We start from the raw sequence: 21889 nt of genomic DNA on the forward strand, positions 1-21889 counted from the left end.
CTTACGATTTTACCGCGCCGAGCGTCATGCCGCTGACGAAGTATTTTTGCAGGAACGGATACACGATCAGGATCGGTACGGTAACGACGATGGTGATCGCCATTTTGATCGATTCCGGCGAGATTTGAGTCATCTTCTGCGCCATGTCGTTCGCGTTGATCTGCTGTCCGCTGCCGCCCTGCTGGGTGCTCTGCAGCACCTTCATGAGCTCGTATTGGAGTGTCGTCCATTCCGGATGACGTCCGTTATACAGGTACGTATCGAACCAGGAATTCCACTGGCCGACCGCGAGGAACAAGGCGATCGTGGCCAGTACCGGCTTACAGAGCGGCAGGATGATTTTCCAATAGATGGTCAAATCATTCGCGCCGTCCAGCTTCGCCGATTCCTGCAGCGCATACGGCAGGCCGTCCATGAAGGAACGGATGACGATGACGTTGAAGGCGTTGACGACGGTAGGCAGGACGTACACCCAGAACGTGCCCAGCAGGTCGAGATCGCGGAACAGGATGTAGACCGGGATCAGGCCGCCGCTGACGTACATCGTCACGACCAGGAACGTCGAAGTGAATTTGCGGGCCTGGAAGTCCGGTCTGCTGAGCGTGTACGCCAGCATCGAGGCACTGACCAGGCCGAACAGGGTACCGATGACCGTACGGAGAATCGAAACCCACAGGCCGCGGATCAGACCTTCATATTGGAAGATCTGCTGATAGTTCTCGAAGGTGAATACCCGCGGCAGGATCGTAATTCCGCCTTTGACCGTATCGGACGATTCGTTGAGCGAGATCGCCAGTACGTTCAGGAACGGATACAGCGTAACGATCAGGACCAGCGACATGAACACGATATTGGCGACGTCGAATATTTTATCGCCGCGTGTGGCGTTGAAAGCTTTAGGTGCTGCCATGACGTTCCCCCCCTTACATGATGCTTTCTTTGGATATTTTCTTGAAGATGCCGTTTACCGTGAACAGCAGGATTACGCTGACAACGGAGTTGAAAATACTGATCGCGGTACCGTACGAGAAGCGTCCCATCTGCAATCCGTACTGCAGCGCGTACAGTTCCAGCACCTGCGAGTATTCCTGCACCAAGTTGTTGCCGAGGAGGAATTGTTTCTCGAAGCCGATTTGCAGCAGGTGACCGATCTGCATGATGAACAGAACCGAGATCGTCGTCCGGATACCCGGAAGCGTGATATGCCACATCTGTCTGTAACGGCTTGCGCCGTCGACACGGGAAGCTTCGTACAGCTCGGGATCGATGCCGGTAATGGCCGCCAGATAGATGATCGTGTTCCAGCCCATTTCTTTCCATACATCTGAAGCGGTTACAATGTACCAGAACCATTCGCCTTTGGCCATGAATTGGATCGGTTCATTGATAATGTGAAGTCCGAGCAGCAGGTCGTTGATCGCTCCATCCTGCGTCGAAAGCATTTTCGTTACGAGACCGGCCACAACGACCCACGATACGAAGTGGGGCAGGTAAGAGACCGTTTGCACGAATCGTTTGAACATCATGCCGCGCAGTTCGTTCAGCAGCATCGCGAAGATGATCGGAATGACGAAACCGACCAGCAGGCCGAGAACGCTCATTGCCAGGGTGTTTCTCAAAGCGAGATAGAAACGGTCATCGCTGAAGAGTTCCACGAAGTGTTCGAATCCGACCCATTTTTGATCGAAGAATCCTTTGGCCGGCTTGAAATCCTGGAAGGCCATCGTCCAGCCCCATAACGGCAAGTAACTGAACACAAAAGCCCAAATGATGAACGGTAACGACATTAAATACAGATACCTTTGCTGCAGAGCAGTACGCCAGAAACCTTGCTTTTTAAAGCGCTTACCAGCGTTTGGATCGGCAGCAGGAGTACCCGGGTTTTTGGAAGTACCGCCTGGTGTGAGCGTTCCCATTTCTATAACCCCTCCTGATTTCCTTTATGACCTAATGATAAGCGTTTTCTTTGAAAGCGCATACCCTATGAATTTTGGACAAAATCATGCGAAAATTAGACATCAAAATCAAACTCTCTCACAATTCGCAAAAAAACGGGTGAAAATTAGAGATCGCTCTCCAATCCTCACCCGTTTCCGTAAAAATAAAAGGGGATTTCGTCGAACTTTGTTTTGCAACCGTTATCTTTCTCCGCTTTGCTGCTCGCCGTGCGCCTCGCTGCGGTAAGCGGAAGGCGAAGTGCCGACGTATTTGCGGAATTTCGAATGGAAATAGTCCGCGTTGGAGTAGCCGACCCTTGAAGCGACCTGGTGCACTTTGAGTCCCTGGGCCAGCAGCTCTTTCGCTTTGTCCACTCTCACCTTGTCGACGAAAGCGTTGAAATACTCGCCGGTATAGTTTTTGAACAGCTTGCCGAGGTAGCCGCTGTTGTAGCCGAACATTTCCGCCAGCAGTTCAAGCTTCAGGTTCTCGCTGTAATTGCGGCGGATAAAGTCGATCATCTGCTTGAGCACGGTATCTTTGTTCGCGCCGCCGAAACGGTCGACCAGTTCGCCGAGCCGCGCATGCACGCGCTGCTTCAGTTCGTTGTAGCTCTGCGCCTGGTTGACGTCCGAGAGCAGCAGGCTGTGGTAGTGCTGGGCCTGCTCCGCCGCGGCGGAACCGCCGGAAGACAGCTTGCCGATCGCGAGCGACAGCGTGCGGGAATATTCGCCGCGGACCGCGGCTTCGTCCATCCGCCGGCCGACCGCCGCGAGTTCGAGCTCCGCCAGCACTTTGTCCACCGCGTCGCGGCTGCGAATATCGAGCGCGTAATACAGCTTGTCGCCCAGCTGCGGGCCGTCTTCGGCCGCTTCGCCGTCTGCCGGCGCCTGCGGGCCGTCGAACAGCGCTTCGTAGGCGGAGCGGTCGATGACCGAGCCGTTCTCGAAAAAGAAGCGCGCGTGCAGCAGCCGTTCGGCGTCGCGGAACGACTCGCCGATCGCGGTCAGGCTGTCGACGACGAGGCCGCAGGCCGCATGGAATTCGAGGCCGCTCGCGGCGTCGGCCAGCTGGGCGCGCAGCGTGTCGCCGCATTCCACGTGGCTCTGCCGCACGAGCAGCATGCCGATATGCGAGCCGGCCGAGAACAGTACGCTGCCGCCGCGTTCTTCGAACACTTCCTTGAGGCGCTGCCGGAACACCGCATGCTGGCGGGATTCCGTATCCGCGCCTCCGTGCGCGTCGAGCAGCGCGATCCGGTAAGCCGGCGCAGGCAGCCCCAGCGCTTCGGCCAGCTTGTTCTTGTGCGCGTCGTCCGCGTCTTCTTCGAACAGCAGCTCTTCGACGAGCTGCGCCTTCGGCAGCGAAGCTTCCTGCTCGAACCGGGCGCTGAGGGCGTCCCGTTCGCGCTGCAGCAGCTCGCGCACGCGGCGCAGCTCGTCGAGCAGCTCTTCCTCGTCGACAGGCTTGAGCAGATAGCCGCTGACGCCGCTCACGATCGCGCGCTTCGCGTAATCGAATTCCGCATAGCCGCTCAGGATGAGGAAATGCGCCGTAGAATTCGTCTTGCGCACCCGTTCGATCAAATCGAGCCCGGTCATCCCCGGCATCCGGATATCGACGATCGTCAGATCCGGTTCGAGCCGGCCGAACTTCTCCAATCCTTCTTTGCCGTTCGACGCCGTATCGACGATCTCGTACCCTTCGGCGCCCCAATCGACGATCGTGCGCAGGCCTTCGCGAATCATCGGCTCGTCGTCCACAATCAGCACTTTATACATCATTCGTCCCTCCCGGCGGGTATCTTGAAATAGATTTGCGTTCCTTTGCCGAGCTCGCTCGAAATGCGCAGCCCGCACTCTTCTCCGTACGTCATGATCAGCCGCTGGTGCACGTTGCGCAGCCCGATCCGGCTTTCTTCGTTCTCTTCCTTGTCGCGGATCGATTCTTCGACCTGACGCAGCCGTTCCGGCGTCATGCCCGCTCCGTTGTCGATAACGTCGATCAGCACCTCGTCGCCGACCCGCACCGCATGCAGCGAGACGATGCCTTCCGCTTCCTTGTTTTCCAACCCGTGGACGATAGCGTTTTCGATCAAAGGCTGTACGATAAGAGGCGGCAAAAGAACCAAAAGCGTATCGAGCTCGGCCGCCAGCTCGTAATGCAGCCTTTCTCCGTGGCGAAACTTCTGGATCTCCAGGTACGACCGGACCATGTCCAGTTCGCTTTTGAGCGACGTATGCCGATTGCCCAGTTCCAGATTGCGGCGAATCAGCTTGCCGAGCAGTTGGACGATGCGCGCGATCTCTTTTTCCCCCTGGATATGGGCACGCATCCGAATCGATTCCAGCGCGTTGAACAGAAAGTGGGGATTGATCTGGCTCGCGAGCATCTTGAGCTTGATCTCGCGCTGCATCACTTCGAGCCGGTTATTCGTCTCGCTCGCTTCGTACACCTGGCTCATCAGTTCGTTGATATTGCTCACCATATAGTTGAACTGTTCCGACAGCTGCCCGATCTCGTCGTGCCCGTCGATCCGGGACACCGTGCCCAGATCGCCTTCGGCTACGCGGTTCAGGTTGCGGTTGAGCTTGAGCAGGCGGGAGCTGATCAGCCGCGAATTGAAATATACGGCCAGCAGCGCCGTCAGCAGGATGAAGATGATCAGCTCCGCTCCGATCAGGCCGATCCGGTTCGCGTCATGTACGATGCTGGACGACGCGAACGCGGACACGATCGTCAGTCCGCTCGTGCTGGAGTCGGGAATCAGCGTATTGATCGACACCTGGTAATCCATGCCGTTGATCGCCCGCTCGAACGTCCGCTCCTGCTCCCGGTCGCCGACCGCCACCTCGAAGCCCATATCGCCGAGCGTACGCCCGATTGTCGACCGGTCTTTGGCCGCGACGATGTAGCCGTCTTCGTCGGCGACCATCGTATCGAACGGTTCCTGGCTGAGCAGCGAGTTCAGATAATCGGTATCGACCTGCACGACGAGCACGCTGCGTTTGCCTGTATTGGGGAAAAAGATCTGCCGGACGAGGCTCAGCTGCTTGCCGGATATCGAGCTTGGATTGTTCAGGTCTTCGATATACATCCAATAGATCGTCCGTTTGCCCATCGCCTTCTTGTACCAATCGGCGGACTGGATCGCGCTGTCCGCGTTCATGAACTGCAGGTTGTTGAGCAGCGTCGGATTGTCGGTGAACAGCTGGATGCCTTTGATTTCGCTGTAGGCGCGCAGATAGTCGCTAAAATCGGTATAGCCGCGGTAGGCGTTCACCAGCTGGATCGGATCGTCGGGCGGATACACCGTCGTGGCGACCCGCTCCATGTCGCGGTCCAGCAGCAGCTGGTTCGAGACGCTGATCGGCACGTTAAGCTGGTTCTCGATCTGCGTCTTGATCCGCTGGACGTTGTTCTCGGTCTGCTCGGTCGCTTTCTCAAGCGCGTCCTGCCTGAAATACTGGATCACGATCAGACCGACGATCAGTACCGGAACCATGACAACGATTACATAAAAAAAGATCAACTTGTTGCGTATTTTCATATCGTTCAGCCATCGGACAAACCTTCTTGTCAACCTTCTCATCACACGTTTCATCCTCCGAACATCGGGCGATTGCCGGGGCCGCTCGCCGTATCGGCCGACACGCGGCCCCATTTCATCATAACACAGAAAGAAGCCGCTGTTCATCCGCGTGCCGGCCGCCCTTTTCATCCGTTGCGAATTCGCCCGAAGCGGACTATACTGACAACAGGATGAAGCGCCGGCCCGTCTGCCGCGACGCGACGTTTCGCATTCGATCGACCAACGGGCCATGCCGTCCGTTCAAGGAGGGTCTATGTATTATTTAGCCGCTTTTGTATTGTCTTTGGCCGTTGCCCTGATTCTGATTCCTTTGCTTCGGAATTTGGCCGTCCGGCTCGACTTCGTCGACAAACCGCGACCGGACAATGAACGCAAACTGCACCGCGAACCGATTCCGCTCATGGCGGGAATCGCGCTGTTCGCCGGATTCGCCGTCTCTTACATACTGTTCAACGATATGAGCGCCACGGAATCGGCTGCCGTCATGGGCGGTTCGCTGCTGATCCTGCTGATCGGCCTCGTCGACGACTGGTACAAAGTCAGCCGCCGCGAATTCCCGGCCCTGCCCAAGCTGATCGTGCAGCTGCTGGCCGCGCTGCTCGTCTACATGGCCGGTATCCGCTTCTCCGGCTTCTCCAACCCGTTCACGGACAGCTACGTCGTCCTGCCCGAATGGCTCCAGCTCGTTCTTACGCTGCTGTGGATCTTCGGCGTGACGACGGTCATCAACTTCACCGACGGTCTGGACGGCCTCGCCGGCAGTCTCGCGACCATCTCCGCCGGCACGCTGTTCGTTGTCGCGATCGCCCAGCAGGAGAGCAATTCGGCGATCATGGCGATCAGCCTCGTCGGCGTCGGCCTCGCGTACCTCAAATACAACAAGCCGCCCGCCAAAGTGTATATGGGCGACTCGGGAGCGACCTTCCTCGGCTTTATCCTGGCAATCATCGCTCTGGACGGCGCGTTCAAGCAGGCGACGGCCCTGTCGCTGCTCGTGCCGATTCTCGCACTCGGCGTGCCGATCTTCGACAACATCTTCGTCGTGCTGAAGCGGTTGAAGAACGGACAGAAGATCTATGAAGCGGATGCTTCGCAGATCCATTACCGGCTGCTGTCGAGCGGGATGAATCCGAAGCAGGTGCTGTTCGTCCTGTGCCTGGTCAGCGTCTGCCTCAGCCTGTCTTCGATCATTCTCGTGCTGCTGCCGATCTGACGCCGGTCTGCCGCCTGTCGGCCCGAATAGGGCCGTATCCAGCCAAAAGAACCCCCTGTCCGATCTTCTCGATCGGACAGGGGGTTCTTTTGGCCTTTACTTCCGGTTCATGCGGTAGTGCAGCAGCACCTGCGGCCCTACGGGACCCTGCTTGCGGTGGCCGCGGTCTTCGAAGCCGGCCTGTTCATAGACGCGCAGCGCCGCTTCGTTGTGCTGGTTGACGACCAGCACGATCTCGTTCATGTCGGGGAAATAATTGCTGACGAACTTGGGCAGCATGCTTGTCGCCTGCTTCGCGTACCCTTTGCCCTGTTCGGGAAGATTGACGGACATCGAACGCACCAGCATCGCGCGCGGAGATTCGGTCACACTTTTGATCCGGTCTCCCCGGTGAAGCACGAAGAAGCCGACCGGCTTCTTGTCCGCCAAAATCACGATCGGGTGGCGATCCCGGTCTTCCCTGCACAACTGGATGGCCCGGACCGGCAGCGCGGTATATTTCTCCTGCTCCGCGGATACCTGATAGTCCTCGAACAGAGCTTTTTCGTATTCCGGACGGAAAAACTTCAGCTCCACTTTCGGCTCCGTACCCTGAGACATACTGCTCATCCTACGTTCCTCCTGTCTTCTTATCCCGACCGCCGCGGACGTGCCCGGCGCTGCGGCGGAAGCTAATGAAGATGACGCCGTTACTCTACTATATAAACGCGAATATTCCTTCTCTAATCGCCGGCCCGGCCGAACCGGGCATTCATTCGATGATCTGCTGAACCCGGCCGACTTGGCCGTCCTGCAGGCGAACCTTGATTCCGTGCGGGTGGGTAGCGGAATTGGTCAGCAGATCTTTGACGACGCCGCGCGTCAGCGCGCCGGTCCGCTGGTCTTTTTTGAGTATGATATCGACGGTGAGGCCCGGCCGAATGTTGGAGCGGTTCTTTCCGTTCATGACGATCTCTCCTTCTTGGTCTGCTTCCTTCATCATAACATAGCGCCCTGCCGGACCAAAATGCAAAAACGCCTTTCGCCGATAGGGCGAAAGGCGGAATGCGTGCGCGACGACGGGACAGGAGCTTCTCCCCGCGCGTCCGGAGGCCGGGCGCGGGTCAAAGATCGTACGGGACCGTCTATTCGTTCAGGGCGCTCTGAAGCTGCTGCAAATTGGTACGCATCACGGACAAATAGTCGGCGCCTGCGGCCGTTTCTTCTTCGGTCAAGCCTTCGAGCGGATTGAGCACCGCCGTTCTCGCCCCGATCTCGGTCGCGATCGTGGCGGCGACTTTGGAAGACACGAGCGTCTCGAAGAAGATCGTCTTGACGTCGTTCGCTTTGGCGAACTCGACGATCTCCGCCATTTCCTGGGCGGACGGCTCCTGATCCGGCGACAGTCCCGCGATCGGCACCTGCGTCAGCCCGTAATCGCGGGCCAGATAGCCGAACGCGGCATGCTGCGTTATAAAGTCTTTGCGTTTCGTATCCGCGAAGCCGCTCGCGAATTCCTTGTCCAGCGCTTCAAGCTTCGCGACATAAGCGTCGGCGTTGCTCTTGAAACGCTCGGCGTTGCCTGGGTCCGCTTTGGCAAAAGCCGCTTCGATGCCGCGGACTTCCTCGATCGCCAGACGCGGCGACAACCAGACGTGCGGATCGAGTCCGCCGTGGTCATGGTCGTGACCGTGGGCCTCTTCGGCCGCCGCGTCATGCTCGTGGTCGTGGGCTTCTTCGGCCGCCGCGTCATGCTCGTGGTCGTGGCCTTCTTCGGCTGCCGCGTCATGTTCGTGGTCGTGGGCTTCTTCGGCCGCCGCGTCATGCTCGTGGTCGTGGCCTTCTTCGGCTGCCGCGTCATGTTCGTGGTCGTGGGCTTCTTCGGCCGCCGCGTCATGTTCGTGTCCATGTTCATGGTCATGCTCGTCTTCCGAACCTTCCATAATGTCGATTCCCGCGCTCGCTTCCACGACCGCCGGCGCGTCGCCCGACGTGGCGTTCAACACCTGATCGACCCAGCTCTCCATGCCCGCCCCGTTATAGACGAGCAGATCCGCTTCGGAGATCTTGGCGATGTCTTTCGGCGTCGGTTCCCAATCGTGCGGCTCGGTTCCGGCCGGCACGAGCAGTTCGACGTCCGCGAGATCCCCGCCGACCTGGCGGGCGAATTCGTACATCGGATAGAAGCTCGCCTCGACCTTGAGCTTGTCCGCCGGCGCGGCGGCCTGCCCGGATGTGCCGCCGTTCTCCGCCGACCCGTTCGCCGGAGCCGTGCCGGCCGGCGCAGCCGCGTTCGACCCGCATCCTCCCAATACCAACATCAAACCCAGCAGCGAAGCGCCGACGGCGCTTGCGGTCTTCACGTTCTTTGTATTTCTTTTTGCCTGCATCTTTTTGTTCAGTCCTCTCCGTTCAAACGATCTGTTTAATCTCTTTTTTGCGGCTGCCGGTATTTGAAATACCGACCCGGCCGTGACGTTTCCGCCGGAACAGAAGCCCGACTTTTTGCAGCGCCGTCCCGAGCAGCAGCAGGGCCAGCAGAATCAGCGCGATCGTCCCGCCGGGCGGCATGTCGTAAAAGTACGACACGGTCAGTCCGCCGAATATGCCGATCAGCCCGACGACGACGGCGATGAAGATGGCCGACAAAAAACCTTGCGCGATCCGCAGCGCCAAAGCGGCCGGCAGCACGAGCAGCGCCGAGACGAGCAGCACGCCCACGATCGGCATGGCGGCGGCCACCGTCATTCCGGTCAATACCGAGAAAGCGATCGATAACGCGCGCACCGGCACCCCGCTGATCCCCGCAGTCTCTTCGTCGAAAGTCAGGTCGTACATCGGCCGCCGGAACACGAACAAAAACAAAAGGCCCGCGACCGCGGCGCTCCCGATCAACCAGAGCTGCGTCTCGCTGACGGCCACGATCGAGCCGAACAGATAGGCATTGAAGCTCTGGGACAGCGTCTTCCCGAAGCTCATCAGCACGACCGCAAGCGCCAGCCCGCCGGTCATCATGATCGCGACCGGTACTTCGGCATACGTGCGGTACCCGCGCCGCAGCCGTTCGATCAGCAGCGCCGCGACGACCGCCGCGACAAAGCCTCCGACGGAAGGATTCACGCCCAGCAGGGCGCCGGCCGCCACCCCGGCAAGCGATACGTGCGACAGCGTATCGGCCATCAGCACCTGACGGCGCAGCATCAGGTAGATGCCGAGCACCGGCGCGATCAATCCGATCAGCGCTCCCGCCAGAAAAGCGCGCTGCATAAATTCGTAAGCCAGCATAACCGTTACCCCTTTTCCCAGCGGTCGCCGGTCGAGACTTCGCTTGGGCGCGGCGAAGCTTCGACCGATTCCGTGTCGAACCGCTCCAGCGTAACGACCCGGTCCAGATACCGACCCGCTTCTTCAAGGCCGTGCGTGACCATCACGACCGTGACGCCGTGATGCCGCACCTGATGCCGCATCAGGCGATACAGCTCGGTGCGGCTGTTAACGTCCATGCCGGTCGTCGGTTCGTCCAGAATCATGACGTTCGGGCATTGGACGAGCGCCCGGGCGATACATACGCGCTGCTTCTGTCCGCCGGACAGCTCGCCGATCCGGCGGCTTCTCAGCTCCCACATGCCGACCTGCTCCAGGCTGCCCCGCACAAGCCGCTCTTCCTTCGCGCCGAGGCGGCCGAACAGCCCCGCCCGGGCGTGGCAGCCCGAACGCACCAATTCGATCACCCGGCTCGGAAAGCCGGAGTTGAACGCCGCCGCATGCTGCGGCACGTAGCCGATGACCGGCTTCTCTCCGTCGAACGCGGCCGCGTTCAGTTCGACGCTGCCGCTCCAGGGCTTGAGCAGGCCGAGCAAAATTTTGAGCACTGTCGTCTTGGCCGTGCCGTTGGGACCGACGATGCCCAAAAATTCGCCTTTGTGCACGTCGAGCGATACCCCGTTCACGACCGGCTTTTCCCCGTACCCGAAAACGACGTTTTGCATGGAAGACAAGATCATGCCGGACACCCCTTGCGTAATGATTACGATTTAAAAAGAGGCAAAAAAATTTGCCTCTTTCCGGTTTTCGTTTTTCCGTTTTTCCGTTTTTCCGTTTTTCCGTTTTAGCGTATTTTCGTTTTAACGCGTTTCCCGATGGATCGTATACTTTTTCAGTCGCGGGGAATATTTTTTCAATTCCAGACGCTCCGGATGATTTCTTTTGTTTTTCGTCGTTGTGTAGTTGCGGTCTCCGCATTCGGTACAGGCCAACGTAATGATGACTCTCATGATCGGAACCCTCCCCTTTTTTTGAAAGCGGCCGCATAACGGTCTGCATGCTGTGCCGCTTAATATCGTAATGATTACGAATAGTTGAAATTATACGGATTCGTTGATCTCTTGTCAACAGCGCTCGCGCCGTGACCCGCTGTTACCAGCTCGCTTTTTTGACGCCCGGAATCTGGCCTTTGTGCGCCAATTCGCGGAACATGATCCGGGACACTTTGAACTTGCGCAGGTAAGCGCGCGGACGGCCCGTAATCTCGCAGCGGCTTTTGAGCCGGGTCGGCGACGAATCGCGCGGCAGTTTTTGCAGGGCGGCATAATCGCCTTTTGCTTTGAGTTCGCGGCGCAGGTCGGCGTATTTCGCTACCATCGCCTCGCGCTGCTGCTGACGTACCACTTTGGACTTTTTGGCCATGTTTATCTCTCCTTCGGTAGGTTTGCTTTGGTAGGTTTGCTTCTATTGGGCCGATCGTTCCTCAGACCGGCAGTTCTTCGGCGACCGTCCACGGCAGCGGATTGTCGAACCCGCTCCAGTCCGCCGCCATCTCTTCTTCGCCCAGCAGGCACGCATCCAGCTCCCGCTCGATTTCTTCGCGCTGCATGTCGATCCCGATCAGCACGAATTCGTTGATCCGGTCGCCGCTGCGTTCGTCCCAGCCATCCGCAAGTTCCGGCTGCTCGGCGAACAGTTCCGCGCGTTCGCTCTCCGGCAGGCCCGCAAGCCAGCTTCCGGCCGGACCGAACTGGATCGAAGGCCCCGCCTGGCTGAAGTTGGCTGCCCAATCCTGCTCGACGGCGATCCACATCAGCCCTTTGGCGCGGACGATTTCGGCCGGCCATTCGGCCAGCACGTTCGCCAGCCGCTCCGGATGGAACGGACGGCGGCGGCGATAGACGAACGAGCCGATGCCGTACTCTTCCGTTTCCGGCGTATGCTCTTCCCGCTGCAGTTCGCGAATCCAACCCGGCGCGAGGCTCGCTTTTTCAAAATCGAACCGGTTCGTATTCAGCACTTCGGCCAGGTCGACTTCGCCGCGTACGGTGCGAATGATTCGGGCCGACGGCTGAAGCTTGCGCAGGACGCCTTCGAGGCGCTGCAAATCTTTTTCCGCGACGAGATCGCACTTGTTCAGCAGCAGCACGTCGCACATCTCCACCTGGTCGATCAGCAGATCCGTGACGTCGCGCAGGTCGTGCTCGTCATTCGCCTGTCCGCGGGCCAGCAGGCTCTCGCCCGATTCGAAATCGTGCCAGAACCGGTAGGCGTCCACGACGGTCACCATGCAGTCCAGCCGCGCCAGGTTCGTCAGGTCGACACCGGTCGTCTCGTCCGCATACGTAAACGTCTGCGCGATCGGCACCGGTTCGCTGATCCCCGTCGACTCGATCAGGATGTAATCGAACCGGCCGTCGGCCGCAAGCGTCTCCACTTCGCGCAGCAGGTCGTCTCGCAGCGTGCAGCAGATACAGCCGTTCGACATCTCCACCAATTTTTCCTCGGTGCGCGACAGGCTGGCTTCGCCCGCCACCCGTCCCGCGTCTACGTTGATTTCGCTCATATCGTTCACGATTACCGCCACTTTCAGACCCTGTCGGTTATGAAGGATATGATTAAGCAGGGTAGTCTTCCCCGATCCCAAATAACCGCACAGGACGGTAACGGGAATCTTCTCGCTAGGCATGTGTACCGCTCCTCGAACAAATAGTAATTATTACGATTAACAAATCGTACTATACGCCTCTTTTTGCCACCCTGTCAACGTTCTATGGGAAAAAGAAATCCGGAAACGACAAAAAACCCGGCGCGAACCGGGCTGCGGATCAAGAACTGCCGATCAATCGAACTTGTTGATCTTCTTGCCTTCGCTCTGGCCGAGCAAATATTCGAAATCGTTCTCCAGCCGTTTGCGTTCGGCCTGCTTCGCTTCGAGCGCCTGACGCTGCTCGGTCTGGCGCCGTTCTTCTTCCGTTGCCTTGAGTTCGTTCGCCTGGGCCTGCAGCTTCGCCAGCACTTCGGGGTTCAGCATATCTTTGAGCGTAGCCGGCTTGTCCGAAGGTGCCGGACGGGCGGCCGGCTGTTTTTTCTTGGCAGCCATGTTGTTTTCCTCCCTCGTGATCGCGGTTCCTGCGGAAGGAACCTGTATCTCTTTATTATACGGCTCATGCCGCGGGAAAGGAACCCGGCAGCCCTGTGTATAACTTGCTGGCTATGCACAAGTTATGCCGCGCTTTTCCACAACTTTATCCCCAATAATCGGCAAGTTACCCCCAACCTGTTGAAAGCTTGCTCCTTTTTTCCAATTAACAGGTTTTTTTATCCACAAATCTCTCAATCCGTCAGCCGTTCTTCCCCGTCCCGCCCGAACGCGCGCACCGCTTCGATCTGTCCGATCCGGCCGTCCCGCATATCGAGAATTTTCCAGTCCCAGCCCGATTCGTGCAGCGTATCGCCCGGCTTGAGATCGAACTTGGCCGACAGCAGCCAGCCGCCGATCGTGTACACTTCCTCCGAATCGATATCGGTGCCGAGCGTCCGGTTCACGTCGTGCAGCAGCGCGTTCGAACCGAGCCGGAACCGCCCGTCCCCGTCTTCGCGGATGAGCGGCGTCGGCGTCCCTTCGCCGTCCGGCGAAGAACTGGACGGAATATCGCCCACGATTTCTTCCAGCAGGTCTTCGAGCGTGACCAATCCCGACGTGCCGCCGTATTCGTCCATCAGCACTGCCATATGAATACCTTCCTTCTGCATCCGCCCGAGCAGGTCGCGCGCCCGCACCGTCTCGATTACCTGGATGACCGGACGGATATACGCCGCGATCGGCTTGGACTGCCCGCCGCCGCTGCGCACGTAATCGCTCAGCACCTGCTTGACGTTCACCATGCCGACGATATGGTCTTTGTCCCCGTCCAGCGATACCGGCACGAGGCTGTACGCTTTCGGTTCGATCAGCGCCACCAGATCCCGCACGTCCGCCTGCTGCGGAATATGCCGAATCTCGGTACGCGGCACCATGATCTCCTGCGCGTCGCGCTCGTCGAAATCGAACACGTTGTTGAGATAGCGGTATTCGGTCGGCGTAATCTCTCCGCTCTTGAAGCCTTCCGACAGCGCCAGGCGCAGTTCGGCTTCACTCTGCGCGGCTTCGCCTTCGGTCAGCGGCTTCAGCCCGAACAACCCGCTGATGACGCGCGACGAACGGCTGAGCACCCAGTTGAACGGGTACGTAAGGCGGTAGAACGCGATAAGCGGGCGGGCCAGCGCAAGCGCGAGCGGCTCGGCGACCTGAATCGCGATCGTTTTGGGTACCAGCTCCCCGATCAGCACTTCGAAATAGGTCAGGATCAGGAACGCCAGCAGGAACGAGAGCACGCCTGTGGCCGATTCCGGGATATGCAGCCAGACGAACGCCGGCGCCAGCAGTTCTTCCACCGTCGATTCGCCCAGCCAGCCGAGCGCAAGCGACGTCAGCGTCGTGCCGAGCTGGCTGGCGGACAGAAATTCGTCGAGCCGCGACAAGATGCGTTTGACGGCCTGCGCGTTTTTGCTGCCCTGCTCCGCGAGCTGGTTGATACGCGAGACGCGCACCCGGATAATCGAATATTCGGATGCGACAAAAAAGGCCGTGAGCACGATAAGCAAAATGACGATTAATATATTTACGATTTCCACACTGTTCCCCCGCCTCCGGCCGCACGCGGCGAACCGAAGCGGGGAACACCTCCTTCACGGCATTCGTCGGTCCTGCGCGAACCGCGTCGTTGTCGTATTTATATACCCATTTTTACACATCGTATCGCGCGGTCATCCGCTTGAAGCCAAACGGCGATCGTTCGACTGTTCAGGCAGCGCAAAAAGCCGCGGGGCGCGGCCGGCCGAACGTTCCCGGTTACAGGAAAGTTTCAACCGATCGCGCCTTCGCGGCTTCGGAGAGTGCGGGTTGACGGGAGCTGGCGGCTATCCGGCCAAAACGGCCGGCTTGGGCTTCACCTTGCGGTTGACCAGATAGATTCCGGTTCCGATCAGCACGAGGCCAAGCAGCAGGAAGCGGCTGAACGGCTCATGCAGCGCAAGCGTTCCGATCAGCACCGACAGCAGCGGCACGAGGAACGTATAGGACGCGACCTGACTCGCTTCTCCGGCCTGGGTCAGCGTGATGTACAGAATCCACGACAGCGCAATCCCGAAGAAGACGCCGAACAGCAGGCCGGTCCAATAAGCGCCGTTCCAGACGATATCGCTCCAGCTTTCGGTCAGCGAACCGGACAGCGTCAGCACGATTCCGCCAAGCGTACACTGGAACGCCACGAGCCAGAGCGAGTCGACGGACGTACCCGCTTTTTTGATAAAGACGGTTCCAAACGCCCAGCTGATCGCGGTCGCGATAGCGAGCACGACGCCGATCACGGCGACATGGCCGGAGAATCCGCCCAGACTGACCGAGATCACGCCCAGGAATCCGAGCAGCAGCCCGACCGCTTTGAGCGGATTCATCCGCTCGTTCAGCCAGACCCAGGCGAGCAGTCCGACGAGCACCGGCTGCAAATAGACGAGCACGGTGAACAACCCCGACGGCATATAGAGCAGGCCGATCGTCTGCAGGCCGTAGAACAGCACGACATTAAGCAGCGCCGAGACGAGATAGACTTTGCGGTTTTCTTTCCAGCGGATACGGCTGCGCTTGGGCAGCAGGAACAGCATCAGCAGCAGTCCGCCGATCAGCGTGCGCAGACCCGCGAACAGCAGCGGCGGCGTGTAGTCGAGCGCGACTTTGTAGATCGACCAGGAGACGCCCCAGATCAGGACGAGCGCGGCGATCATGCCGAGACGCTGCGGTCCGGTTAAAGTTTTCATGGATGTATGACTCCTCGTTGTGTGATTTTATCGGCAAAAACGGAAAAAGCGTTGATCGCGCCGCGCAGGCACTTCCTTCGCTTTTCCCGTTGTCGATGTGATGAAGTTGGGGTGCAGCTTGTTCGCGGTCTTGTCCGCGGCCTTGCCGTTATTCCGGCGCGTGGCCTTTGTCCAGGCGCTCCAGCCCGGTCTCCAGCGTATTCATGGCCAGAGCCAGCCGGTCGACCAGTTCGCCGAGATCTTTTTTGCCTTCCGACGGCTCGCTCGACACGGTCGGAATCGGGTCGCCGATCACGATCCGGGTCTTCGCGCCGCGCAGCAGTCCCTTGAACGTCGTCGGACCGGAGAAGGCCGCGGGAACGACAGGCACTTTCGCCATCTTGGCGATGGTCACCGCGCCGCGCTTGAGCGGCACGTCTTCCGAGGAGCGGGTGCCGGACGGGAAAATCCCGATCGTCTTGCCCTGCTTGAGCAGTTGAATCGGCACTTTCAGGCTGCTCGGCCCCGGATTTTCCCGGTCTACCGGAAAAGCGTTGATGTCGCGCAAAAATTTATCGGCAATCTTTTTTCGGAACAATTCCTTCTTGGCCATAAAGTGGACTTCGGTCGGCAGCAGCGAGCTTCCGAGCGCGATGACGTCGATCCAGCCCCGGTGCGTGCAGGTGATCACGTAGCCGCCTTCTGCCGGCAGCCGCTCCGCTCCGATCACTTCGAACTTCCCGAATCCACGCAGTACAAGTCTGGCCAATTTAGCTAGGGGTTGATACAACACGTCGACTGCTCCTTCCGTATTCCGCTTGTTCATGGGCTTAGGATCTGGTCCTAATTTTGACGTGCGTCGTACTTTCCGTGCAAAAACGGACGACACGTGTTAAGTGTACCACGCGCTTGCTCTCCTGAACAGCGCTGCACCGGTAAAAAGCATGCGCCTTTTCCGCAATGCGGGTAGAAAGCCGCGGCCTTATCGCCTATAATGACGGTAAGCCAATCCTTTTGCATGCCTTCTTTTGGAAGGGGTACAAAAAGATTCTATCCGCAAACGAAGGAGACCGGCGTATACGATGAGCGACTTTATTTTATTCAAACTGGCCGACAAAACTTACGGAATTCCTTTTCACGAGATCGACGAGATCCAGAACTCCAAACCCGGCACGTCGATTCCGTTCTCTTCCAATTGGCATGAGGGCGTAGTCAAGATCCGCGAAGAAATCTATACGATCCTGAATCTGCGCAAAAAATTGAACGTCTCGCACGACGACCAGCAGGATACGGACAAGTTCATCCTGCTCCGCCGCGAAAAAGTCGCCCTGCTCGTCGATTCGCTCGACGATACGGCGTCCGTGCCCGATTCGGCGCTGACGGACAACGAAGAAGCGGCCAGCCGCCGTTTCCTGCCGTCGGTATTCGAACACGGCGACCGGCTCGTCCTCGTGCTGAACGTGGACACGCTGCTCGCCAGCACGACCGGAGGCGGAGCCTAGGCTCCGTTCCCGCCCGGCGCGGCACCGGCCATAGGCACGCAGCAAAAAGCCCCGATGCGAATCGGGGCTTTTCGTCGTTTCCGCGGCTGCCGGCAAGCGGGGAATAGTGCTGCGAATAAACAAGGTATGGGTCAAAATGCCGTAGGCTGAAAATCACAAGCGTGAACGTGCTCTGGTTGTATAGGCTGTATCGTTGAGAGAAGCTGCGGATACGAGCCGCGGAAATCGACCGGCCTGTGCCGAAAGTTGAGAAGAGAGCACCCACGGTTGGTTGAAAATCTAAGCGGGCGATGGGGCCGTACCGGTTGTTGTTCTGTGGTGCTCTCACCGGGTAAAACGCAAAGGATTCCGGATTGGATCACTTTTTTTGAAATTTTTTAAAAAAGTTTTTCGCGACCTTTTTCGGGACGTTCGGCGAGCGGTGCAGCGGAACGTTCGGCGCGTTCGGCGCGTTCGGCGCTATGAAAGCTAAGCGCGCCAGACCGACGCGATCCGCGCGATCTGCTCCGGCGTCGTGCGGCAGCAGCCGCCGATCAGCCGGGCGCCGGCGGCGTGCCAGGCGCGCGCCGAGTCGGCCATGTCGCCGCAGGCCGCGGACTCGCCGCCGTGCCACGTCTTCGTCGAGGCGTCGTACGACTCGCCGGAGTTCGGATAGACGAGCACCGGCTTGGACGTGTGCGCGGCCAGCACGGCGACCGCTTCGGCCGCTGCCGAAGACGGCGCGCAGTTGACGCCGATCGCGGCGATGCCCGCCCGCGGCTCAAGCGCAAGCGCGCACTGCTCAAGCGGCGTACCTTCGCTGATCTGCCGGCCGTTTTGCAGCGAGAACGACATCCACGCGAACGTCCCCGGGAATTCTTCCAGCAGATCGGCGAGCACGAGCGCTTCCTGCAGCGACGGAATCGTCTCGAACGCGAGCAGGTCGGCGCCCGCCTCGATCAGCGCGCGCATGCGCGGCCGATGAAACTGCGCCAGGCGCTCGTCGCTCACCCCGTAATGGCCGACGTACTCCGAGCCGTCCGCCAGATAAGCCCCGTACGGACCGACCGAAGCGGCCACGATCGGCTTGGACCGATCGCCATGGTCGCCGCCGGCCCAGAACTCGTCGCGCGCCTGCGCCGCAAGCTCCACCGTCAGGCGGATGAGCCGGAGCGCCTCCTCTTCCCCGATCCCTCTCGCCGCGAAGCCTTCCACCGTCGCCTGGTAGCTCGCCGTAATGGCACAGTCCGCGCCGGCGCGGAAGTAATCGGCATGGACGTCCCGGATATGCCCGGGATGGTCCAGCAGCACGCGCGCCGACCAGAGCGGATCGTCGAGGTCGCAGCCGCGCCCTTCAAGTTCCGTCGCCATCGCTCCGTCGAGGATCAAGACCGGGTGCCGGCTCAGCAGGTCCGCGATCGGGTCTTGGCGTGGCGCTCCGGCCGGGTCGGTTCGATTATGCTTTTTTTGCGGATCTTCGGTCATGACTGTTTCTCTCCTTCGGGACGCCCGGTGCGGGCGGTCAGGTAATAAGCCGCGTAACACAGCAGAATAAACGGAACGCCGAAGTACAGCGCGACGCGCTGCGTCGGATCGAACGCGATGCCGATGCACGACAGCAGGCACAGCAGGAACGAAGCGATCGGCACGAACGGGTACAGCGGGGTGCGGAAGCCGAGATCGCGAACCGAATGGCCCGCTTTGAGGTAGGCGCGGCGGAACATGAGCTGCGAAGCGCTGATACTCATCCAGACGACGACTACCGCAAGGCCCGAGATCGAGACGAGCGCGATATAGACCGTTCCCGGCGCGATGATGCTCGACAGCAGCGCCAACGCGCCTCCGGCCATGCTCAGCAGCAGCGCGTTAAACGGGATGCCGCGCTTGTTCAGGCGGGCGAGCGAACGCGGGATCGTGCCTTTGTCCGCCAGCGACCAGAGCATGCGCGAAGACGCGTACAGACCGGAATTCGCCGCGGACAAAATGGCTGTCAAAATGACGAAGTTCATGACGTCCGCCGCGTAAGGAATACCGATCCGGTCGAGCACGGCCACGAACGGACTCTCCAGCACGCCGGCTTCGTTCATCGGCAGCAGCGCCGACAAGATGACGATCGTGCCGATAAAGAACAGGATCAGGCGCACAAGCGTCGTCTTGATCGCTTTCGGAATGGTGCGGGCCGGATCGACCGTCTCGCCCGCCGCGATCCCGATCAGCTCCGTGCCGGAAAAAGCGAAATTGACGGCCAGCATCGTCAGCAGGATCGCGCTCGCCCCGTTCGGGAACCAGCCGTCCGCCGTCAGGTTCGACAGCAGCGGCGCGGTCTCGCGCCCTTCCATCGGCACGATGCCGAACACGGCGGCCGCGCCGATCAGGATGAAAGCCACGATCGTCAGCACTTTGACGAGCGAGAACCAGAACTCCGACTCCGCGAACAGCCGCACGGTCAGTGCGTTCAGACCGAAGATCAGCGCCGCGAACAGCGCGCTCCAGATCCAGACGTTGATGTCCGGGAACCAGCGCTGCATCAGCAGCCCCGCCGCGGTAAATTCCGAACCGAGCGCCACGGTCCAGGTCAGCCAGTACAGCCAGGCGACCGTGTATCCGGTGGCAGGCCCGATATATTTGGCGGCATAGCTGTGAAACGCGCCGGTCTCCGGCATCTGCACGGCCAGCTCGCCGAGGCAGAGCATGACCAGATAGACGGCGATCGCGCCGACCGCGTACGACAGAATCGTTCCGACGGGTCCGGCCTGCTGGATCGTATACCCCGAGCTCAGGAACAGCCCCGTTCCGATCACGCCGCCGAGCGACAGCATGACGACGTGCCGAACTTCCATTTTCCGCTGAAAATTCCCGCCGTTTTGTTGATCCATCCGTATTTGCCCCTTTCGGTCCGCACGCAAAAGAGGCGTCTTCGTATTGAAGACGCCTCGGAAACACTTTTCTGTTCCTGCCGGGTCCACCGATTTTTCAACCAATATACCGGGCTCGCTCCCTGCTGTCAACGATTATTTATGCCGCTTTGCTGCGGTGAACCGGTGATTTGGAAAAACGATTATACTTTGCCTTTTATATGGGCGGCCGCTTCGACCGGAGCAGACAGGCTGCGGCTTCCCGTCTGATTTACGGCCTGATCCCGCCTGTTCCCGTTTGCGAAGAATAGGTTTTGACGTCCGGAAGTTCGTCCAGAGTCACGACGTAAGCATGATGGAACACCTTCTTCAAATGCTCCAGCGAATTGGCTTGGCCGTCGTAGGCTCCCCATATGCTGAACCAGCTCCAATCCGCCCGATACGCCTGCAGCAGATCCGGGTCCGGAACGGCGCCGTTCTCGGTCATGGCGACAAGCTTGCTGTCGTCGACGAGATCCAGCAGTTGGTCGTATTTTCCGATCTGCGGATTGTAGTCTCCGCCCTGCGGATACGAATCGTAACTGACGATGTCCACGACGTCGTCTCCCGGATACCATTCCGGCGACACGGAATTCCATACCCAGATCAGGTTGTTCAAGCGATGCTCGTTCGTTAACCGGTCATAGAACAGCCGGTACAAAGCTTTGGCAGGTTCCGCGCCTTGGGCTCCCCACCAGAACCAGCCTCCTTCGGCTTCATGCAGCGGGCGGAAAAGTACGGGAATATCGGCGTCCTGCAGCTTTTTGAGCTGAACGGCGATGGCGTCGATGTCTCTCAGCAGAAGCGCGTACTCTTCGGAATCGGGGTGCGCCATCGCATACCCGACGTCGAAAGTCGTCGAGTCGGTGTAGAACCCTCTCCACCATTCTTTGCCCGGCTGGTCGATCAAGCCTGTCGGCGCGTTCCAGTGCCACAGCATGGCCACGATCCCGCCTTGGCGATCCCACTCGATCGCTTCTTCGATTTCTTCGGTAGCCGCTCCGTATTTCACCCGCGAAGGCGAATAATCCATCAGATCGAAGCCGACGACAGCCGGCTTTTTGCCGAGATTCGTCTGCAGCCACTCCACGTTGGCATAGTCCTGCTGCCCCGACAGGATACGATGCCCGTAATTGTCGACGAGGTAGCTCATCAACGATCGGGCTGACGAGGAAGCGTCCGGATTGGACAACGTTTTGGCAACCGGATGCGACGGCGTTTGGGTGACCGGCCCGACCGAGAACGAGTCGATTTGGTACCATCCCCAGCCTTTTTCCAGCCGGATACTATTCGATCCTTTTTTCAATATCGCTTTGGTGACGGCAATTTCGGTAAACGAAGCGGTCGGCGCGAAGTCGACGATGCCGGCCGATACTCCGTTGACGGACAAATTCGCCTGCTTGGGGCCTTCGGAGGCCCGATACCTGATCTTGATTTGATACAAGCCGGCTTTGGCCGGCTTCACGGTTACTTCAACGGCGTCGCCTTCGTCCTCGAACCCGGTCACGTACCCTTTTCCGGTATAGCCGCGAACCGACTTTTCTACCTGCGTACCCGTCAATTTTCCTTTTTCCGCTTCGTACACCCGGAATCCCGATTTGGCCGACGCCGTCCCGGGAATCATCGAGACCAGCAGGACCAGGGCCAACAGGGTCAGACCGATTCGTTTGCTCATAGGCGTATTCCTCGC

Annotated in this window: 21 protein-coding genes; 2 read left to right on the forward strand and 19 right to left on the reverse strand. The window is 59.3% G+C overall.

Translation table 11 applies throughout. The features are described from left to right. Position 1: 1 nt before the first annotated feature. The 4 genes from FFV09_RS07250 to FFV09_RS07265 all read right to left on the reverse strand — a co-directional run bounded on the left by FFV09_RS07250 (position 2) and on the right by FFV09_RS07265 (position 5488). Positions 2–910 (reverse strand): carbohydrate ABC transporter permease, encoded by a 909-nt coding sequence (locus tag FFV09_RS07250; protein WP_141447230.1) that lies wholly within the window; start codon positions 908–910, stop codon positions 2–4. 13 nt (positions 911–923) lie between these two features. Beyond that, positions 924–1916, reverse strand: a complete 993-nt coding sequence (locus FFV09_RS07255; RefSeq protein ID WP_141447231.1) for an ABC transporter permease — start codon at positions 1914–1916, stop codon at positions 924–926. A gap of 222 nt (positions 1917–2138) precedes the next feature. After that, positions 2139–3719: a response regulator gene (locus FFV09_RS07260; protein WP_425472307.1), complete on the reverse strand. Its 1581-nt coding sequence runs from the start codon at positions 3717–3719 to the stop codon at positions 2139–2141. Beyond that, complete coding sequence (locus FFV09_RS07265) at positions 3719–5488, reverse strand: sensor histidine kinase (protein ID WP_246098499.1); 1770 nt, start codon at positions 5486–5488, stop codon at positions 3719–3721. Before FFV09_RS07265 ends, FFV09_RS07260 begins: the two co-directional genes overlap by 1 nt. Positions 5489–5783: 295 nt before the next feature. Between FFV09_RS07265 and FFV09_RS07270 the strand changes: the two genes are divergently transcribed. Then, entirely contained in the window at positions 5784–6743 is a 960-nt protein-coding gene (locus FFV09_RS07270; protein WP_141447233.1) for a glycosyltransferase family 4 protein, read from the forward strand. Between the two features lie 96 nt (positions 6744–6839). On the opposite strand, the gene FFV09_RS07275 is transcribed toward FFV09_RS07270, so the two are convergent. The 12 genes from FFV09_RS07275 to FFV09_RS07330 all read right to left on the reverse strand — a co-directional run bounded on the left by FFV09_RS07275 (position 6840) and on the right by FFV09_RS07330 (position 16614). Continuing rightward, complete coding sequence (locus FFV09_RS07275; RefSeq protein ID WP_141447234.1) at positions 6840–7352, reverse strand: GNAT family N-acetyltransferase; 513 nt, start codon at positions 7350–7352, stop codon at positions 6840–6842. A gap of 142 nt (positions 7353–7494) precedes the next feature. Continuing rightward, on the reverse strand, positions 7495–7689 hold the full coding sequence (locus FFV09_RS07280) for a YwbE family protein (protein ID WP_141447235.1): 195 nt from the start codon (positions 7687–7689) through the stop codon (positions 7495–7497). A gap of 178 nt (positions 7690–7867) precedes the next feature. After that, positions 7868–9085 (reverse strand): metal ABC transporter substrate-binding protein, encoded by a 1218-nt coding sequence (locus tag FFV09_RS07285; RefSeq protein WP_246098500.1) that lies wholly within the window; start codon positions 9083–9085, stop codon positions 7868–7870. Between the two features lie 49 nt (positions 9086–9134). Next, entirely contained in the window at positions 9135–10007 is an 873-nt protein-coding gene (locus tag FFV09_RS07290; RefSeq protein ID WP_141447236.1) for a metal ABC transporter permease, read from the reverse strand. 5 nt (positions 10008–10012) lie between these two features. Then, on the reverse strand, positions 10013–10726 hold the full coding sequence (locus FFV09_RS07295) for a metal ABC transporter ATP-binding protein (protein WP_141447237.1): 714 nt from the start codon (positions 10724–10726) through the stop codon (positions 10013–10015). Positions 10727–10846: 120 nt separating this feature from the next. Beyond that, entirely contained in the window at positions 10847–10996 is a 150-nt protein-coding gene (gene rpmG, locus FFV09_RS07300) for a 50S ribosomal protein L33 (RefSeq protein ID WP_141447238.1), read from the reverse strand. Between the two features lie 142 nt (positions 10997–11138). Further along, complete coding sequence (rpsN, locus tag FFV09_RS07305; RefSeq protein ID WP_141447239.1) at positions 11139–11408, reverse strand: 30S ribosomal protein S14; 270 nt, start codon at positions 11406–11408, stop codon at positions 11139–11141. Positions 11409–11469: 61 nt separating this feature from the next. Continuing rightward, on the reverse strand, positions 11470–12675 hold the full coding sequence (locus FFV09_RS07310) for a GTP-binding protein (RefSeq protein ID WP_141447240.1): 1206 nt from the start codon (positions 12673–12675) through the stop codon (positions 11470–11472). Between the two features lie 153 nt (positions 12676–12828). After that, complete coding sequence (locus FFV09_RS07315; protein WP_141447241.1) at positions 12829–13089, reverse strand: YqkE family protein; 261 nt, start codon at positions 13087–13089, stop codon at positions 12829–12831. 233 nt (positions 13090–13322) lie between these two features. After that, entirely contained in the window at positions 13323–14663 is a 1341-nt protein-coding gene (locus FFV09_RS07320; RefSeq protein WP_141447242.1) for a hemolysin family protein, read from the reverse strand. A gap of 285 nt (positions 14664–14948) precedes the next feature. Then, positions 14949–15845, reverse strand: a complete 897-nt coding sequence (locus tag FFV09_RS07325; RefSeq protein WP_141447243.1) for a DMT family transporter — start codon at positions 15843–15845, stop codon at positions 14949–14951. Between the two features lie 148 nt (positions 15846–15993). Beyond that, positions 15994–16614, reverse strand: coding sequence for a lysophospholipid acyltransferase family protein (locus tag FFV09_RS07330; protein WP_272915086.1), 621 nt, complete (start codon positions 16612–16614; stop codon positions 15994–15996). Between the two features lie 292 nt (positions 16615–16906). On the opposite strand from FFV09_RS07330, the gene FFV09_RS07335 reads away from it, so the two are divergent. Continuing rightward, complete coding sequence (locus FFV09_RS07335) at positions 16907–17326, forward strand: chemotaxis protein CheW (RefSeq protein ID WP_141447245.1); 420 nt, start codon at positions 16907–16909, stop codon at positions 17324–17326. Between the two features lie 468 nt (positions 17327–17794). On the opposite strand, the gene mmuM is transcribed toward FFV09_RS07335, so the two are convergent. The 3 genes from mmuM to FFV09_RS07350 form a co-directional block, all read right to left on the reverse strand. Beyond that, positions 17795–18790, reverse strand: a complete 996-nt coding sequence (gene mmuM / locus FFV09_RS07340) for a homocysteine S-methyltransferase (RefSeq protein WP_141447246.1) — start codon at positions 18788–18790, stop codon at positions 17795–17797. After that, the gene (gene mmuP, locus FFV09_RS07345; protein WP_141447247.1) at positions 18787–20181 is read right to left on the reverse strand and encodes an S-methylmethionine permease; all 1395 of its coding nucleotides are present in this window, start codon (positions 20179–20181) and stop codon (positions 18787–18789) included. The genes mmuM and mmuP overlap by 4 nt, the downstream gene beginning before the upstream one ends. Before the next feature lie 250 nt (positions 20182–20431). After that, the gene (locus FFV09_RS07350) at positions 20432–21874 is read right to left on the reverse strand and encodes a glycosyl hydrolase (RefSeq protein WP_141447248.1); all 1443 of its coding nucleotides are present in this window, start codon (positions 21872–21874) and stop codon (positions 20432–20434) included. Between the last annotated feature and the right edge of the window lie 15 nt (positions 21875–21889).

This window comes from Saccharibacillus brassicae (genome assembly GCF_006542275.1).
Taxonomy (GTDB): domain Bacteria; phylum Bacillota; class Bacilli; order Paenibacillales; family Paenibacillaceae; genus Saccharibacillus; species Saccharibacillus brassicae.